The sequence below is a fragment of the Lentzea nigeriaca genome (assembly GCF_016907955.1).
GTDB classification, from domain to species: domain Bacteria; phylum Actinomycetota; class Actinomycetes; order Mycobacteriales; family Pseudonocardiaceae; genus Lentzea; species Lentzea nigeriaca.
Map to the genome: position 1 here is coordinate 25015 of NZ_JAFBCX010000007.1, position 17525 is coordinate 42539.

Sequence of the window (17525 nt, forward strand, 5' to 3'; positions counted from 1 at the left end):
TCACTTGCCTTCCTGCACGGAGACCGGGTCGGTCACGCCGACCTCGGTCAGCGTCGCCCCGACGGACGGGGTGATCACGTCGAGCACCGGCTGCGGGAAGAACCCGAGTGCCAGCACGATGACAACGAGCGGTGCGAGGACCGCGATCTCGCGCTTGTTCAGGTCGCCGATCGTGGTCTTGCGCTCCGGGTCACCAACGGCACCCGGACCAGAGGCAGCGGCCAGGAGGGCGTCGCCGCGCAGCGGGCCGGTCATCATCCGCTGGTAGAGCCACAGCACGTAGAGCGCCGCGAGCACCATGCCGACCGTCGCGAGGATCGTGTAGACCGGCTGCGTCGGGAACGAGCCGATCAGCACGAGGAACTCGGAGACGAATGAGTTCGTGCCCGGCAGCGACAGCGTGGTCAGACCGGAGATCAGCAGCATGCCGGCGAGCAGCGGCGCCACCTTCGACATGCCGCCGTAGTCGGAGATCTGCGACGAACCACCGCGCGCGATCACCATGCCGATCACCAGGATCAGCATGCCGGTCGAGATCGAGTGGTTGAGCATGTACGACACCGAGCCCACGCCCGCCTGGGACGTGAACGAGAAGATGCCGAGCGCGATGAAGCCGAAGTGGGCGATCGAGACGTAGGCGAGGAACCGCTTCATGTCCCGCTGGCCCGTGGCGAGCAACGATCCATAGAGGACACCGACCACCGCCAGCACGAGCACGAGCGGCGCCAGGTTCTTCGACGCCGTCGGGAACATCGGCAGCAGGTAGCGCAGCATGCCGAACGTGCCGACCTTGTCCAGGATGCCGACGACGATCACCGTGACGCCGATGGGCGCCTCGGCGGCCGCGTCGGGCAGCCAGGTGTGGAACGGCACGAGCGGCGCCTTGATCGCGAACGCCAGGAAGAAGCCGAGGAACAGCCAGGTCTGCGTCGTCGGGTCGGCGTCGCGGACCACGGTCACGAGCGTCGCCCAGTCGAACGTGCCCTTGCCCAGCTCGTCCGACGCCATCGCGTAGGCGCCGATCGCGGAGGCCAGCATGATCAGGCCGCCGAGGAACGAGTAGAGGAAGAACTTGACCGCCGCGTACTGCCTGCGCGCGCCGCCGTAGCCGCCGATCAGGAAGTACATCGGGATCAGCATGACCTCGAACAGCACGTAGAACAGGAAGACGTCGGTGGCGGCGAACACCGCGACCGTCACGGCCTCCTGCACCAGGATCAGCGCGAGGTACCCGCCCTGGGAACGACCGGCCGGCAGCTTCTCCGTCCAGCCGGCCCCGATCACCAGCGGGATCAGCAGCGCGATCACCGCGATCATCACCAGCGCGATGCCGTCGATGCCGAACGACAGCCGCACGCCGAACGCCGGGATCCAGTCCACGCCGAAGGCGAGCTGGATGCGGTCGCCACCGGGCTTGTAGGCGGTCCACAGCAGAACGCCGAGCACCAGCTCGACGACCGAGAACGCCAGTGCGACGAGCTTGGCCTTCGTGTCGTCCTTGCGCAGGAACGACACCACCAGCGCGCCGACGAGCGGCACGACCAGCAGCGCGATCAGAACCCAGGTCACGAGAACCTCACCACCAGGAGCGCCCCGAGCACGAAGATCGAGCCCAGCAGCATGGACAGTGCGTAGGAGCGGACGAACCCGGTCTGCAGCCTGCGCAACCGGCCGGAGCTACCGCCGAGCAGCGCCGCGGTGCCGTTGACCAGACCGTCGACGCCCTTCAGGTCGAGGAACACGAGCGCGCGGGTGAGCCAGGTGCCCGGCCGCGCGAACAGGGCCTCGTTCAGTGCGTTGCCGTAGAGGTCCGCACGGGCGGCGCGCACCGGGAACGACACCCGCGCCGGCCGCTCGACCGGCTGCGCACTGCGGCCGAAGAGCAGGAACGCGAGGCCCGCACCGACCAGCGACAGCACGACGGTCAGGATCCCGATCATGCCGTGCGACAGGATGCCGTGCTCTTCCCTGAGCTCGCCCAGCGAGGGCTCGAGCCAGCCGGCGAGACGTCCACCGGCGGAGAACCACCAACCGGCACCGACGGACCCGACCGCGAGGATGATCATCGGGACGGTCATCGTGAGCGGCGACTCGTGCGGGTGGTAGTCGCGGCCGTCCTCGGACTTCAGTTCCTTCCAGCGGGGCTTGCCCAGGAAGACGAGGATCAGCAGGCGCGTCATGTAGAACGCGGTCAGCGCGGCACCGAGCAGTGCGACACCGCCGAAGACGTACCCGCGCCAGCCCTCCGCGGTGAACGCCGCCGCGATGATGGCGTCCTTCGAGAAGTAGCCGGAGAACGGCGGGATGCCGATCAGCGCGAGGTAGCCGAGCGTCCAGGTGACGAACGTGATCGGCAGGTACTTCGCGAGACCGCCCATCCGCCGGATGTTGCCCTCGTCGTTCATGCCGTGCATGACCGAACCGGCACCGAGGAAGAGCCCCGCCTTGAAGAAGCCGTGCGTCAGCAGGTGCATGATGCCGAGCGCGTAACCGACCGGACCGAGGCCCACCGCGAGGATCATGTACCCGATCTGCGAGACGGTCGAGTACGCCAGGACTTTCTTGAAGTCGTCGTAGGCGCAACCGATGATGCATCCGATCAGCAGCGTGACGCCGCCGATGATCATCACGACCAGGCGGCCGTCGGCACTCAGGTCGTAGATCGGGTTCGAGCGGGCGATCAGGTACACACCCGCGGTGACCATCGTTGCCGCGTGGATCAGGGCGGACACCGGGGTCGGACCGGCCATGGCGTCCGGCAACCAGGCCTGCAGCGGGAACTGACCGGACTTGCCGCAGGCGCCCAGGAGCAGCAGCAGCGTGATCGCGAGGATCTCGGCGCTGGAGAACTCCTTCACCCGGCTGAAGACCTCGGTGTACTGGGTCGTCCCGAGCCGGTTGAACATCATGAAGATCGCGATGGCCAGACCGAGGTCACCGACGCGGTTCATCAGGAAGGCCTTCTTGGCCGCCGACGCCGCTTCCGGCTTGTACTGGTACCAGCCGATCAGCAGGTACGAGGCGAGACCGACGCCCTCCCAGCCGAAGTACAGGGTCACGAAACCGTTGCCCAGCACCAGCAGGAGCATCGCCGACACGAAGAGGTTGAGATAGGCGAAGAACTTCCGCCTGCCTTCCTCGTGCGCCATGTAACCGATCGAGTAGATGTGGATCAGCGAGCCCACACCGGTGATCAGCAGGACGAACGTGAGCGACAGCGGGTCCAGCCGCAGTCCGAACTCGACGGTCAGCGCGTTGATGTCGACCCAGTTGAACAGGTGCAGGTTCTGCACGCGCTCTTCCGGGTTCGAGATGCCGAGCGTCGAGAAGAACAGCGCGAGTCCGTAGCCGAACGCGCCGAGGATGGTGGCGCAGCCGAGCAGATGACCCCACTTGTCGGTGCGCTTGCCACCGACCAGCAGCACCGCCGCGCCGAACGCGGGCAGCGCCAACAACAGCCAGGCGAGAGAAGCGATCCCGCTGGCGGCAACAGGTTCCGTCACCGGTGACCCCTCAGTACTTCAGCAGGTTCGAGTCGTCGACCGAGGCCGAGCGACGCGTCCGGAAGATGGACATGATGATCGCGAGGCCGACCACGACCTCCGCCGCGGCGACGACCATCACGAAGAACGCCATCACCTGACCGTCGAGCGAGCCGTTGATCCGCGCGAACGTCACGAGGCTCAGGTTGACCGCGTTGAGCATGAGCTCGACGCACATGAAGACCACGATGGCGTTGCGCCGCACCAGGACACCGACGGCGCCGATGCTGAACAGCAGCGCCGACAGCAGCAGGTAGTACGTGGGAGTCACGACTCACTTCCCTTGAGCGCGTGCGGGTCCGGCTGGTGACCGGTCCCCGCGACCTCGGCGACGTCGTCCGACAGCACGGAGGAGTCGGTCGCCTCGATGAGCTCGAACAGCGACTCCTCCGACACGCTGCCGTCGGGCAGCAGTGCGGGAGTGGCCACCGAGTTCGCGGTGGCGAAGACGCCGGGACCGGGGATGGACCCGACCCGCGTGCCGTCCTGGAAGCGCTCTTCGACGAGTTCCTTCTGCGTCTTGCGCGCGGGCTTCCCGTCCCTGCCGACGAAGGCCAGGATCATCGCGCCGAGCGCGGCGACGATGAGCAGCGCCGAGGTGAGCTCGAACGGGAACAGGTAGTCCGTGAAGAGCTTCGTGCCGATGTTGCCGACGTTGCCGCCGTTCGTGGTGTTCGCCTCCACCAGACCCTTCGGCTGCACCGAGGTGAGCGCGCGAGCCACGGAACCGACCATCAGGACGGCGAACCCGATGCCGAGCAACGCGGCCGCGAGCCGTTGTCCGCGGATCACTTCGACCACGGAGTCCGAACTGTCACGGCCGACCATCATCAGCACGAACAGGAAGAGCATCATGATCGCGCCGGTGTAGACGATGATCTGCACGAAGCCGAGGAACGGCGCCTGCTGGATCATGTACAGCACACCCAGGCTGAGCATCGTCACCACGAGCCACAGCGCGGAGTGCACGGCGTTGCGCGCGAAGAGCATGCCGAGCGCGCCGGCCAGCGCGAGCGGGCCGAGCACCCAGAACGCGATGGCCTCGCCGGTGGTGACCTTGTCGACCACCTGCTGCACGGGCTCCGGCTGCTGAGCCAGGAACTGCACGAGAAGGCTCACTGTCCGGCCTCCTTCGCGAGCTGCGGCCCGTTCACGTAGTAGTCCTGCTCGTTGTCGCCGAGCCGCATCGGGTGCGGCGGCTGCTCCATGCCGGGCAGCAGCGGAGCGAGCAGGTCCTCCTTCGTGAAGATCAGGTCCTGCCGGTTGTCGTCGGCGAGCTCGTACTCGTTCGTCATCGTGAGCGAGCGGGTCGGGCACGCCTCGATGCACAGGCCGCAGCCGATGCACCGCAGGTAGTTGATCTGGTAGTCCTTGCCGTAGCGCTCACCGGGCGAGTAGCGCGCGTCCTCGGTGTTGTCGCCACCCTCGACGAAGATCGCGTCCGCCGGGCAGGCCCACGCGCACAGCTCGCAGCCGACGCACTTCTCCAGCCCGTCCGGGTGCCTGTTCAGCTGGTGACGGCCGTGGAACCGCGGCGCGGTCACCTTCTTGACCTCGGGGTACTCCTCCGTCACCACCTTCTTGAACATGGTGCCGAAGGTGACGCCGAAGCCTTTCAGGGACTCGAACATCCCTACTCAGCCTCCTTACCGGTGGTGACTGCCTTGGCTGTGTTCGCAGCGGGGATGTTGGCGACCTTGACCTTGCGCTTGGGCGCTGACTTGGGGACGGCGAGGTCGAGCGGCGGCAGCGGGAAGCCGGAGCCGGCGAGCGGCACGCCCTTGGTGTCGGTGACCTTCTTGTCCGGCAGCAGGAACGAGAGCAACAGCACGAGGCCGACGACCACGCCGAGCGCGATCAGCTTCTGCGCGTTGGACATGTCCTTCAACGCACCGGTGCGGATGACCGCGACGGCCATGATCCAGACGAGGCTGGTCGGGACCAGCACCTTCCAGCCCAGCTTCATGAACTGGTCGTAGCGCAGGCGGGGAAGCGTGCCGCGCAGCCAGATGAAGAGGAACAGGAACAGCAGCGTCTTGGCGATGAACCAGAGCAGGCCCCACCAGCCGGTGTTCATGAACTCGCCGCTCCACGGGGCGCGGTAGCCGCCGAGGAAGAGCGTGGTCGCGAGCGCCGAGACGGTGACCATGTTGACGTACTCCGCGAGGAAGAACAGCGCGAACTTCAGCGAGCTGTACTCGGTGTGGAAACCACCGACCAGCTCCGACTCGGCCTCGGGGAGGTCGAACGGCGCGCGGTTGGTCTCGCCGACCATCGACACCACGTAGATCACGAAGCTCGGGAACAGCAGCAGGCCGAACCAGCCGGGGACGACGCCACCGAGCATGTTCGCCTGCGCGTTCACGATGTCACCCGTCGACATCGAGCCGGTGAACATGATCACCGCGACGATCGACAGACCCATCGCGATCTCGTAGGAGATCACCTGCGCGGCGCTTCGCAGAGCACCCAGCAGCGGGTACGGCGAGCCGGAGGCCCAGCCGGACAGCACGATGCCGTAGACACCGAGCGAGGAGCAGGCCAGCACCACCAGCACGCCGACCGGCAGGTCGACGAGCTGCAGCGAGGTCTCCTGGCCGAACATGCTGACCTTGCCGGCGAGCGGGATCACCGAGAACGCGAGGAACGCGGGGATGCAGGAGATCACCGGCGCGAGGAAGAAGACCCACTTGTCCGCGAGGACCGGGCGGATGTCCTCCTTGAACGCGAGCTTCAGACCGTCCGCCAGCGACTGCAGCCAGCCGTTGGGGCCGACGCGGTTGGGGCCGGGGCGGTGCTGCATGCGCGCGACGACCTTGCGCTCCCAGTTGATCATGAACAGGGTCATGACCACCAGGAACGCGAAGATCCCGACGACCTTGATCAGGACCAGCCAGATCGGGTCGTCCGCGAGGAGCTTGGCGGTGTCGCCGATCTCCGCTGCGAAGTTCTTCGTCATGAATTCCCTCCGCTCACGGAGACGATCGAGCCGTGGCCCGCGCCGAGCGTGGCCCGGACGGTCACGTCACCCGAGTTGGTGGGCAGCCAGATGACGCCCTCGGGCAGGTCGTCGGTCTCGACCGGGAGCGTGATCGCGCCGCGGTCGGTGGAGACCGTCACGTAGCCGCCGGTCTCGAGCCCGAACTGCTGCGCGGTGGCCTCCGCGACCTTCGCGACGACCGGGCGAGCCGTACCGGCGAGGTGCGGCTCGTCGACCTGCAGCGAGCCGTTGCCGATCAGCCGGTGCCAGGTGGCGAGCACGGCCTTGCCGGCACCGGCGGGACCGGTGAGCGGCGGGGCGACGTTGAGCGACGAGCCGCTCGGGGCGCCCTCGCCCAGGCGGGCCAGGTCGGCGGCCGCGGCGGCCGGCGTCTGCGTGAACAGGTCCGCGTCCATCTCCACCGCGAGGGTGTCGAGCACACGGCAGTCCGGCAGCGCGCCGGTGCCTTCGAGCGTCGTGCCGAACTCGCGGCGGCGGCCCTCCCAGTTGAGGTAGCTGCCGGACTTCTCGACCGCGGGAGCGATCGGGAGCACGACGTTCGCCTGCGCGGTCACGGCGCTCGGCCGCAGTTCGAGGCTCACGATGAACTTGGCCTCGGACAACGCCTTCTCGGCCAGCGCGGGGTCCGGCAGGTCGAACGGGTCGACGCCGCCGACCACCAGACCGGACAGCTCGCCGTTGGCGACGGCTTCGAGAATCCCGTTGGTGTCACGGCCCGGCGTCGCGGGCAGCGAGCCCTCCTCGACACCCCAGGTCCGCTCGACCTCGGTGCGCGCGGCGGCGTTCGTGACGTGGCGGCCACCGGGCAGCAGGTTCGGCACGGCACCGACCGCGAGCGCACCGCGCTCACCGGCACGACGGGGAATCCACGCGACCTGGGCGCCGGTGCGCTCCGCGAGCCTCGCGACCGCGGTGAACGCGCCGGGGATCTCGGCGGCGCGCTCGCCGACCAGGATCACCGCACCGGGCTTGCCCAGCAGCTCGACGACGTCGGAAGCGTGCTCCGGCAACGCGTTGAGCGCTGACGCCTCGGCACCGGGCACACAGGCGAGCAGCGTGCCGAACGTCTTCTCCACGGCCGGGGTCGTGAACTGGCCGAGGTGGAAGACCTTCGTGGTGCCCTTGCGAGCGGCCTTGCGCAGACGCAGGAAGACGATCGGCGCCTCTTCCTCCGGCTCGAACGCGACCAGCAGAGCCGCAGGTGCCTTCTCGATGCCCTGGAAGGTGACGCCGTTGTCCGGGTTGGTGAAGACCGTCGTCGACGACAGGAACTCGAGCTCCTCGGCGCTGTGCGGCCGGGCGCGGAAGTCGATGTCGTTGGTGTGCAACGCGATCCGGGCGAACTTCGAGTACGCGTAGGCGTCCTCGACGGTCAGCCGGCCACCGGTGAGCACACCGACGCCGTTCGCGTCGCGGGCCGCCGTCAGACCGGCCGCCGCGACCTGCAGCGCCTCGGTCCACGAGGACTCGCGCAGCTCACCGGTCTCCTCGTCGCGCACGAGCGGCCGCGTGATGCGGTCGTCGGCCGTGGCGTAGCGGAAGGCGAACCGGCCCTTGTCGCAGATCCACTCCTCGTTGACCTGCGGGTCGTCGCCGGCGAGCTTGCGCTGCACCTTGCCGCGCCGCCAGTCGGTGCGCTCGGCACAACCGGAGGAGCAGTGCTCGCACACGCTCGGCGTCGACACGAGGTCGAACGGCCGGGCGCGGAACCGGTAGGCGGCGCTCGTCAGAGCACCGACCGGGCAGATCTGGATGGTGTTGCCGGAGAAGTACGACTGGAACGGCTTCTCCGGCGCCACACCGATCTGCTGCTGCGCACCGCGCTCCAGCAGCTCGATGAACGGGTCGCCGGCGATCTGCGCGGAGAACCTGGTGCAGCGCTGGCAGAGCACGCAGCGTTCGCGGTCGAGCAGCACCTGCGTGGAGATGTTGATCGGCTTCGGGAACGTCCGCTTGTGCTCGTGGAACCGGGAGTCCGCGCGGCCGTGCGCGATCGCCTGGTTCTGCAGCGGGCACTCGCCGCCCTTGTCGCAGATCGGGCAGTCCAGCGGGTGGTTGATGAGCAGCAGCTCCATCACACCCTGCTGGGCCTTGTCCGCGACCGGCGAGGTCAGCTGGGTCTTCACGACCATGCCGTCCGCGACCGTCATCGTGCAGGAGGCCTGCGGCTTCGGCATCGGCCGGCCGCCCATCTCGACCTCGACGAGGCACTGGCGGCAGGCGCCCGCGGGCTCCAGCAGCGGGTGGTCGCAGAAGCGCGGGATGACCGTGCCGAGGCGCTCGGCCGTGCGGATCAGCAGCTCACCCTTGGGCGCGATGACCTCGACGCCGTCGATGACGAGCTTGACGTGACCCTCGGGCACGGCAACCTCGGTGGAGTTCTTGTCAGGGGCGATGGTCATGCGTTCGCTCCAGCCAGGACGGTGCTAGCCCCATTTTTGGGAGAGTTCTCGTGACACAGGGCGAGGAACTCGTCCTTGAAGTACTTGATGCCACTGGTGATCGGGCTGACGGCACCGTCACCGAGTGCGCAGAACGAGCGGCCGAGGATGTTGTCGCAGACGTCGAGCAACGTGTCGATGTCGCTCGCCGTGCCCTCGCCCCGCACCATCCGCTGCAGGATCTGCACCAGCCAGTACGTGCCTTCACGGCACGGCGTGCACTTGCCGCACGACTCGTGCTTGTAGAACTCCGTCCACTTCATGACGGCCCACGGCACGGACACGGTCTCGTTGAAGATCTGGATCGCGGTCGTGCCGAGCATCGAGCCCGCCTCGGCCGCTCCCTCGAAGTCCAGCGGCACGTCGAGGTGGTCCGCGGTGAACAGCGGGGTGGACGAGCCACCCGGCGTCCAGAACTTCAGCGGGATGCCGTCCTTCATGCCACCGGCCATGTCCAGCAGCTGCCGGAGCGTGGTGCCCATCGGCGCCTCGTACTGGCCGGGGTTCGTGACGTGGCCCGACAACGAGAAGATCTTCGGACCGGGCGAGCGGTCGCGGCCCATCTCGCGGAACCAGTCCGAACCGCCGTTGACGATGAAGGGAACCGACGCGATCGTCTCGACGTTGTTCACCACGGTGGGCGACGCGTACAGACCCGAGGTCGCGGGGAACGGAGGCTTGAGCCGCGGCTGGCCACGACGGCCCTCCAGCGAGTCGAGCAGTGCCGTTTCCTCGCCACAGATGTACGCGCCGGCGCCGGCGTGCACCACGACGTCGAGGTCGAACCCGCTGCCGAGGATGTCCTTGCCGAGGTAGCCCTTGGCGTACGCCTCGCGCACCGCCGCGTTGAGGCGGCGGATGCAGTGCAGGACCTCGCCGCGGACGTAGATCGCCGCGAAGTTCGCGCGGATCGCGTACGACGTGATGATCACGCCCTCGATCAGCGAGTGCGGGTCCGCCATCATCAGCGGGATGTCCTTGCAGGTGCCCGGCTCGCCCTCGTCGGCGTTGATGACGAGGTAGTGCGGCTTGCCGTCGCCCTGCGGGATGAAGCCCCACTTCATGCCGGTGGGGAAGCCGGCGCCGCCGCGGCCGCGCAGCCCGGAGTCCTTGCACTGCTGGATGAGCTGGTCCGGGTGGGCCTTCAGCGCCTTGGGCAGGGCGGTGTAGCCACCGGTGCGCTCGTAGGTCTCGATGGTCCAGGACCTGGGCTCGGTCCAGCGCTTGGTGAGAACGGGAGTCAGCGGGTCAACCATGTCGTCCCTACTTCTTTTCCGGGATCGGAGGGAACTCGACGTTGGACGGCACCGCAGGGGCGTCCCAGCCGCGTTCCTGCGCGATCTTGGCTCCGCGCAACGTCTCCGGCGCCGCCGACGGGCCGTCGAGGTCGGCGTCGCGCCCCTCGAAGAACCCGGCGAGCTGGAGCTCGGCCTGCTTGAAGTCGGTGAGCGGGGCACCGCGGGTCGGGGCAGGACGCTCCCCGTTCTGCAGTGCCTTCACGAGCTCCAGCGCCTTGTCCGGCGTCTGGTTGTCGTAGAACTCGTAGTTCACCTGGAGAACCGGGCCGAGGTCGCACGCGGCGAGGCACTCGGCGTGCTCCAGCGTGATCGAGCCCGGCGTGCCCGGCTCGCCCGCGGTCTCCTCGTGGCCGACCCCGAGGTGGCTCTTGAGGGTGGCGTAGATGTCGTCGCCGCCGAGCGCCGCGCACAGCGTGTTCGTGCACACACTGACCAGGTGCTCACCGCACGGGCGGCGCTTGTACATCGTGTAGAACGTCGCGACCGCGCTGACCTCGGCCTCGGTCAGGTCGAGCTGACCGGCGCAGAACCGGATGCCCTCCTGCGAGACATAGCCTTCGACCGACTGCACCAGGTGCAGCATCGGCAGCAGCGCACTGCGGGACTGCGGGTAGCGGGCGATGATCGCCTGCGCCCTGTCCACAGTGGACTGGTCGAACACGGTTTCTTCCTTGGCATGCGTCATCGGTCGCAACCACCCATCACCGGGTCGATCGAGGCGACGGCGGCGATCACGTCGGCGACCATGCCGCCCTCGCACATCGCGGGCATCGACTGGAGGTTCACGAAGCTGGGTTCGCGCAGGTGCACGCGCATCGGGCGGGTGCCGCCGTCGGAGACGAGGTGGTAGCCCAGCTCGCCGCGCGGCGACTCGACCGGCACGTACACCTGGCCCGCGGGAACCTTGAAGCCCTCGGTCACCAGCTTGAAGTGGTGGATCAGGGACTCCATGGACTGGCCCATGATCTTGCGGACGTGCTCGAGCGAGTTGCCCATGCCGTCGCTGCCGATCGTGAGCTGCGCGGGCCACGCGATCTTGGCGTCCTCCACCATCACCGGACCGGTGGGCAGGCTCTTCACGACCTGCTTGATGATCCGCAGCGACTGGTGCATCTCCTCCAACCGCAGCAGGTACCGCGCGAAGCAGTCCGCCGTGTTCGAGGTCGGCACGTCGAACTCGTAGTTCTCGTAGCCGCTGTACGGCTCGATCTTGCGCAGGTCCCACGCCAGGCCGGCGGAGCGCAGGATCGGGCCGGTGATGCCGAGCGCGAGGCACGCGTCGACGGGCAGGTAGCCCACGCCCGCGAGGCGGTTGCGCCAGATCGGCTGGCCGGTGAGCAGCTTGTCGTAGTCCGGCAGCCGCTTTTCCATGACCTTGACGAACGAGTTGATCTTCTCGACCGCGTCGCTCGGCAGGTCCTGCGCGAGACCGCCGGGCCGGATGAACGCGTGGTTCATGCGCAGACCGGTGAGGTGCTCCAGCAGGTGCAGGACCTCCTCGCGCTCGCGGAAGCCGGAGGTCATGCCGGTGAGGGCACCGAGCTCCATGCCGCCGGTGGCGAGTGCGACGAGGTGGGAGCTGATCCGGTTGAGCTCCATCAGCAGCACGCGGACCGCCTGCGCGCGCTCGGGAACCGTGATGCCGAGCAGCTTCTCGATGCCCATGCAGTACGCGGTCTCGTGGTGCAGCGGCGCCAGGTAGTCGGTGCGCGTGATGAACGTGACGCCCTGGACCCAGGTCCGGTACTCGCAGTTCTTCTCGATACCCGTGTGCAGGTAGCCGATGACGCTGCGGGCGTGCGTGACGGTCTCGCCCTCGAGCTCGAGGACCAGCCGGAGCACGCCGTGCGTCGACGGGTGCTGCGGGCCGAGGTTCATGACGATGCGCTCGTCGTGGACGGCGTCCGCGAGCACCTCGTCCCAGTCGCCGCCGGTCACCGTGTAGACGGTGCCCTCGGTGGTGCGGCGCGACTCCGCGACCTCGGTGCGGGTGTCATCCGTGCTGTCCTGCCCGGTCGCGCTGGTGTCGGTCCCGGTGGTGACGTCGGAAAGTCGCTCGGTCATGAGTACGACCGCCTCTGGTCCGGCGGAGGAATCTCCGCGCCCTTGTACTCCACCGGGATACCGCCCAGCGGGTAGTCCTTGCGCTGGGGGTGTCCGTCCCAGTCGTCCGGCATGAGGATGCGGGTCAGTCCGGGGTGACCGTCGTAGATGATCCCGAACATGTCCCAGGTCTCGCGCTCCTGCCAGTCCGCCGTCGGGTAGACCTCGACGAGGCTCGGCACGTGCGGGTGCTCGACGTCGACAGCGACCTCCAGCCGGATGCGGCGGCGGTACGTCATCGACGTCAGGTGGGTGACCGAGTGCAGGCGCTGCGGCACGTCGGCGCCGTAGTCCACACCGGACACCGAGCTGCAGAGCTCGAAGCGCAGCGACGGGGTGTCGCGGCAGATGCGCGCGACCTCCAGCAACGTCTCCGGCTTGAGGTAGAAGGTGATCTCGCCGCGGTCGACCGTCACCTGCTGCACGGTGTCGGCGGGCAGGCCCTTGTCGCTGATCGCGGCGAACAGCTCGTCGGCGACCTCGTCGAACCAGCCACCGAACGGGCGCTCGGCGGGCGCGGCCACGTGCGCGGGCAGGCGCAGACCGCCGAAGCCCGACGTGTCACCGGAACCGGAGACACCGAAGAGGCCCTTGCGCTCCTTGCCCGCGAAGATCGGCGCTTTCGCCTCTGCGCCGTTGGTCTTCTCGAGGCCCTCGACAGCGCGGTCGGCGCTGGAGTGCTCTCCCCCTGGCTCGGTCACTTCTTCCTCGCAAAACGCTCGGAGGACGGGATGAGATCGGTGCGGTAACCCGAGTCGGCGAGTGCCTTGGCGCGCACGGCGTTCAGCGGCTCGTCCATGATCTTGGCGTGGATCTTGAGGATCGCGTCCATCAGCATCTCCGGCCGCGGCGGGCAGCCCGGCAGGTACATGTCGACGGGCACGACGTGGTCGACGCCCTGCACCACCGCGTAGTTGTTGAACATGCCGCCACTGCTGGCGCACACGCCCATCGCCAGCACCCAGCGCGGTTCGGGCATCTGGTCGTAGATCTGCCGCAGCACCGGCGCCATCTTGTTGGTGACGCGGCCCGCGACGATCATCAGGTCGGCCTGGCGCGGTGAGGCGCGGAAGACCTCCATGCCGAACCGGGCGAGGTCGTAGCGCGGACCACCCGTCGTCATCATCTCGATGGCGCAGCAGGCCAGGCCGAAGGTGGCAGGCCACAGCGAGGACTTGCGGGTCCAGTTGACCAGCTTCTCGACGCTGGCCAGCAGGATGCCGTTCGGGAGCTTCTCCTCGAGACCCATGACTTCCTCAGTTCCAGTCGAGGCCGCCGCGACGCCACACGTAGACGTACGCGAAGCCGACCGTGGCGACGAACAGGACGATCTCCACCAGCCCGAACAGGCCGAGCTTGTCGGCAGCGACGGCGAACGGGTAGAGGAAGACCATTTCGATGTCGAACAAGATGAAGAGCATCGCCGTCAGGTAGTAGGCGACCGGCATGCGCCCGCCACCCACGATCGGCTGCGGGCTCGGCTCGATGCCGCACTCGTACGCGTCGAGCTTCGCCTTGTTGTAGCGGCGGGGTCCGATGTAGGGCGCTGCGGTCACCGAGAACAGTGCGAAGGCCCCGGCGAGCGCGAACATCAATACGAGGGGGAGGTAAGGGTCAAGCACGCTCCGTCGTCCTTTCCTCGCGGTCGAGGCGCACCCTAAGGGTGTTCTTCTCCAGCTGGCTTGTTAGGCGGGCCTAACAAGCCGCTTGTGAAACAGTTCACAAGCTTGATCACACTGTTGTGAACTGATTCACAAGGTCGATCGCCAGTGTAAACCGCCTGTAAATGACCTACATCACAGGGTCTGACCTGGGGCTTTAACTCGCCGGACACAAACGAAACGGCACCGGCTCGTATTGAGCCGGTGCCGTCACCTATTTGGAGTAATTTACGCCGTTGGCGCGAGCTTCGTGGCAGCCACGATCAGACGGTCCATTGCGTCGCCGTCCTTGGGGTCATAGAGGCCCGCGAGTAGCTTGAGCACGAGTTTCATCAGACGCTTTCGCGGCATTCCGTACTTCGTTGCGGTCCGCATGACCGCCGGGTTCCCGATGAGCTTCGAGAAGACGTTCCCGAGCCGGTAGTAACTGCCGAGCGCCTGTTCGATCCGGACGGGGTAACCGTGCAGCGCGCGTTCACGGTTGACGCCTGTCCGCGCAAGCGCTTGGACGACGCTTTCGGACGCGATCCTGGCCGACTCCATCGCGTAGCCGATGCCCTCGCCGTTGAACGGGTTGACCATGCCGCCGGCGTCGCCGACGAGCACGAGGCCCGCCCGGTAGTGCGGCTTGCGGTTGAGACCCATCGGCAGCGCGGCGCCACCGATGCGGCTCGTCGCGTTCTCCTCGCGGAAGCCCCACTCCTCCGGCGTGCCGTCGAGCCAGCTGCGCAGGAGCGCGCGGTAGTCCGTTGTGCCGTAAGCCTTCGACGTGCTGAGGATGCCCAGGCCGACGTTCACGCTGCCGTCGCCCATGCCGAAGATCCAGCCGTAACCGGGCAGCAGCTGGCCGTCCGGGGCCCACAGCTCGAGGTGCGACTCGAGGTAGTCGTCCTTGGTGCGCGGGCTCGCGTAGTAACGGCGGACCGCGACGCCCATCGGCTTGTCGTCGTCCTTCTGCAGGCCGACGGACAGAGCGAGCCTGGCGCTGACGCCGTCACAGGCGATCGTGATCGGTGCCCGGTACGTGACCGGGTTCTTCTCCGGTCCCTGCTTGGCCTCGACGCCGACGACCCGGCCGTTCTCGACGATGGCCTTGGTGACCGTGGTGTTCTCGTGCATGCGCGCGCCGGCCGCCTTCGCCGTGTTCGCGAGCATCTCGTCGAAGTCCATGCGCGGGCGGACGACGCCGTAGTTGGGGAACGTGGCCAGCTCCGGCCAGTCGAGCTCCAGCGTGACGCCTCCGCCGACGACCCGCAGCCCCTTGTTGTGGAGCCACCCGTTCTCCTCGCGGGTGTCGATGCCGAGGTCGATCAGCTGCTTGACGCCGCGCGGGGTCAGACCGTCGCCGCAGACCTTCTCCCTGGGGAAGGAGCTCTTCTCCAGCAACAGCACGTCGAGGCCTGCCCTGGCCAGGTAGGTCGCCGCGGTCGAGCCCGCCGGTCCCGCCCCCACCACGATGACGTCGGCGTCCTCGTTGATCCCGCGCCTGCTCATCCAGACTCCCTAACGTGTGCCGTCACTCCCGCCGACTCTAACCGCCACCCCCTGAGACCCACCGCCCTCCGCCCTGCTGCCAGACGGCACGCGGGGACCCAACGTCCTGCAGGAGAGTACGAAAGCTCCCCGCGTACTCTCGAAGATCGCGAGTTGTCCACATGTGGATCAAGGCTCGGTTGAACGTGGCCGCCTCATGCCGATGATTGATCGAGTGCGAAACAAGCGATCGATCGACTACGGACTGCTGGCTGAGGTCTTCGAGGATGGGGTGGCTGCTCGCCGCCACCTGCTGGAACTCGGGTTCAGCGGAAACACGCTGGCTGAGAAATGCCGCCCTGGAGGCGGCTGGACCCGACTTTTCCTGGGGGTCTACCTGCTCACCGGAGGCACACCGAGCAGGCGGCAACTCGTTAGAGGTGCACTCCTCCGGTCAGGCCCTCTGACCTACCTCACCGGCCTGGAAGCCGCGCGCAGGTACGGAGTGCGCCGCCTGCCGGCCGACCATCGCATCCACGTTCTGGTACCTCACGGCCGTCGCATCGCGAGCCAGGGCTCGATGCTCGTCGAACGATCGAACAGAGCATGGAGCGGAACACTGATCGACGGATTCCCTGTGGTGACTCTCGCGCGGGCACTCATCGACGCAGCCCGCAAGGAGCGAAGCCTCGACGTGGTGCGAGCGTTGATCGCGGACGCTGTCCAGAGGCAGCTCTGTTCGCCCGAGGCGCTCACAGAGGAGCTCAAAGACCTCCGGTTGGCTGGCACCCATCTGCCCAGACGCGTATTGGACGAGGTCAGCGACGGTGTCCGCTCTGCCGCCGAAGCGTGGTCGCGTTCGCTGATCCACCGGTCGTCGTTGCCGAACCCGCAGTGGAACGTGATGATCAGATCTTCGGTCGGCGAGCAGCTTGCTGTCGTGGACGGCTGGTGGGACGACGTCGGACTCGCTTGGCAGATCGACTCCGTCGAGTTTCACCTCATGCCCGATGACTACGCACGGACAATGGCACAGCACTCCACCCTTCTGGCCAACGGCGTGATGACGGTGCACACGATCCCGTCACGACTCAAGCATGATCCGGCCGGAGTCATCGACGAGCTGCGTGGCGCCTACAGTGCGGCGGCTCAACGCCCAAGACCAGCCGTAGCAGCGACGCTTTGGCGGCCGATCTGAGAGTACGCGGGGAGCTTTCGTACTCCAGAAGAGGACGTTGGGTCCCTGCGTGCGGCAAAGCAAGCGCGGGGCGGTTAGGCGGTGGGCCGTTCGGGCTCGGAGGGAGCCTCCGGCTTCGGCTTGGTCGCGCGGTGCAGGGCCACCATGCCGCCGGTCAGGTTGAACCAGGCCACGTCCTCCCAGCCCGCCTTGGCGATCAGCTCGCCGAGCGCGCGCTGATCGGGCCAGGTGGCCATGGACTCGGCCAGGTAGGAGTAGGCCACCGGGTTCGACGACACGAACTTCGCGATCAACGGCAGGAGCTTGAGCAGGTAGCGCATGTAGACGAAGCGGAACGGCCTCCACACCGGGGTGGAGACCTCGCAGATCACCATGCGGCCGCCGGGCTTCGTGACGCGGGCCATCTCCTTCAGGGCGAGGACCGTGTCGTTGAAGTTGCGGATGCCGAAGGACACCGTGACGGCGTCGAAGGAGTCGTCCTTGAAGGGTAGGCGCAGGGCGTCCGCGGCCACCTTCGGGACGCGGCGGTGGGCGCCGGAGGCGAGCATGCCGACGGAGAAGTCGGCGGCGACGCACCAGGCACCGGACGCGGCGTACTCGACCGTGGACACGGCCGTGCCCGCGGCGAGGTCGAGGACCTTCTCTCCGGAACGGGCGTCGAGCACGCGCCTGCTCCACTCCCGCCAGCGGCGGTCGAAGCCCAGCGTCATGACCGAGTTCGTGCGGTCGTAGCCCTTGGCCACGCCGTCGAACATCTCGGCGACCTCGCGGGGGTTCTTGTCCAAGCCGGCTCGCGACATAGCAAGAG

At 67.6% G+C, this 17525-nt stretch carries 16 protein-coding genes; 1 reads left to right on the top strand and 15 read right to left on the bottom strand.

Going from position 1 to position 17525, the window contains the following annotated elements; genetic code table 11:
* The 14 genes from JOD27_RS24550 to JOD27_RS24615 all read right to left on the bottom strand — a co-directional run bounded on the left by JOD27_RS24550 (nt 1) and on the right by JOD27_RS24615 (nt 15540).
* Nucleotides 1-1569, bottom strand: coding sequence for an NADH-quinone oxidoreductase subunit M (locus JOD27_RS24550; protein WP_204764639.1), 1569 nt, complete (start codon nt 1567-1569; stop codon nt 1-3).
* The gene (nuoL, locus tag JOD27_RS24555) at nt 1566-3503 is read right to left on the bottom strand and encodes an NADH-quinone oxidoreductase subunit L (RefSeq protein ID WP_307830306.1); all 1938 of its coding nucleotides are present in this window, start codon (nt 3501-3503) and stop codon (nt 1566-1568) included. The genes JOD27_RS24550 and nuoL overlap by 4 nt, the downstream gene beginning before the upstream one ends.
* Nucleotides 3504-3513: 10 nt before the next feature.
* Entirely contained in the window at nt 3514-3813 is a 300-nt protein-coding gene (gene nuoK, locus JOD27_RS24560; protein ID WP_030473209.1) for an NADH-quinone oxidoreductase subunit NuoK, read from the bottom strand.
* Nucleotides 3810-4661, bottom strand: coding sequence for an NADH-quinone oxidoreductase subunit J (locus JOD27_RS24565; protein WP_372441726.1), 852 nt, complete (start codon nt 4659-4661; stop codon nt 3810-3812). Before JOD27_RS24565 ends, nuoK begins: the two co-directional genes overlap by 4 nt.
* Nucleotides 4658-5173: an NADH-quinone oxidoreductase subunit NuoI gene (nuoI, locus tag JOD27_RS24570; RefSeq protein ID WP_204764640.1), complete on the bottom strand. Its 516-nt coding sequence runs from the start codon at nt 5171-5173 to the stop codon at nt 4658-4660. Before nuoI ends, JOD27_RS24565 begins: the two co-directional genes overlap by 4 nt.
* A 2-nt stretch (nt 5174-5175) precedes the next feature.
* Nucleotides 5176-6477, bottom strand: coding sequence for an NADH-quinone oxidoreductase subunit NuoH (gene nuoH, locus JOD27_RS24575; protein ID WP_204764965.1), 1302 nt, complete (start codon nt 6475-6477; stop codon nt 5176-5178).
* Nucleotides 6478-6497: 20 nt separating this feature from the next.
* Entirely contained in the window at nt 6498-8945 is a 2448-nt protein-coding gene (locus tag JOD27_RS24580) for an NADH-quinone oxidoreductase subunit G (RefSeq protein ID WP_204764641.1), read from the bottom strand.
* A complete protein-coding gene (gene nuoF / locus JOD27_RS24585; protein ID WP_204764642.1) occupies nt 8942-10240 on the bottom strand; it encodes an NADH-quinone oxidoreductase subunit NuoF in 1299 nt (432 codons plus the stop codon). The genes JOD27_RS24580 and nuoF overlap by 4 nt, the downstream gene beginning before the upstream one ends.
* Nucleotides 10241-10247: 7 nt before the next feature.
* On the bottom strand, nt 10248-10967 hold the full coding sequence (nuoE, locus tag JOD27_RS24590) for an NADH-quinone oxidoreductase subunit NuoE (protein ID WP_204764643.1): 720 nt from the start codon (nt 10965-10967) through the stop codon (nt 10248-10250).
* Nucleotides 10964-12346: an NADH-quinone oxidoreductase subunit D gene (locus tag JOD27_RS24595; RefSeq protein ID WP_204764644.1), complete on the bottom strand. Its 1383-nt coding sequence runs from the start codon at nt 12344-12346 to the stop codon at nt 10964-10966. The genes nuoE and JOD27_RS24595 overlap by 4 nt, the downstream gene beginning before the upstream one ends.
* On the bottom strand, nt 12343-13086 hold the full coding sequence (locus JOD27_RS24600; RefSeq protein ID WP_204764645.1) for an NADH-quinone oxidoreductase subunit C: 744 nt from the start codon (nt 13084-13086) through the stop codon (nt 12343-12345). Before JOD27_RS24600 ends, JOD27_RS24595 begins: the two co-directional genes overlap by 4 nt.
* Entirely contained in the window at nt 13083-13634 is a 552-nt protein-coding gene (locus tag JOD27_RS24605) for a NuoB/complex I 20 kDa subunit family protein (protein WP_053733219.1), read from the bottom strand. The genes JOD27_RS24600 and JOD27_RS24605 overlap by 4 nt, the downstream gene beginning before the upstream one ends.
* A gap of 7 nt (nt 13635-13641) precedes the next feature.
* Nucleotides 13642-14007: an NADH-quinone oxidoreductase subunit A gene (locus tag JOD27_RS24610; protein WP_204764646.1), complete on the bottom strand. Its 366-nt coding sequence runs from the start codon at nt 14005-14007 to the stop codon at nt 13642-13644.
* 267 nt (nt 14008-14274) lie between these two features.
* Nucleotides 14275-15540, bottom strand: coding sequence for a geranylgeranyl reductase family protein (locus tag JOD27_RS24615; protein WP_204764647.1), 1266 nt, complete (start codon nt 15538-15540; stop codon nt 14275-14277).
* A gap of 196 nt (nt 15541-15736) precedes the next feature.
* On the opposite strand from JOD27_RS24615, the gene JOD27_RS24620 reads away from it, so the two are divergent.
* Nucleotides 15737-16717, top strand: coding sequence for a hypothetical protein (locus JOD27_RS24620; RefSeq protein WP_204764648.1), 981 nt, complete (start codon nt 15737-15739; stop codon nt 16715-16717).
* A gap of 74 nt (nt 16718-16791) precedes the next feature.
* Here JOD27_RS24620 and JOD27_RS24625 read toward each other — a convergent pair whose 3' ends face one another.
* Nucleotides 16792-17517, bottom strand: coding sequence for a demethylmenaquinone methyltransferase (locus JOD27_RS24625; protein ID WP_204764649.1), 726 nt, complete (start codon nt 17515-17517; stop codon nt 16792-16794).
* Nucleotides 17518-17525 lie beyond the last annotated feature (8 nt).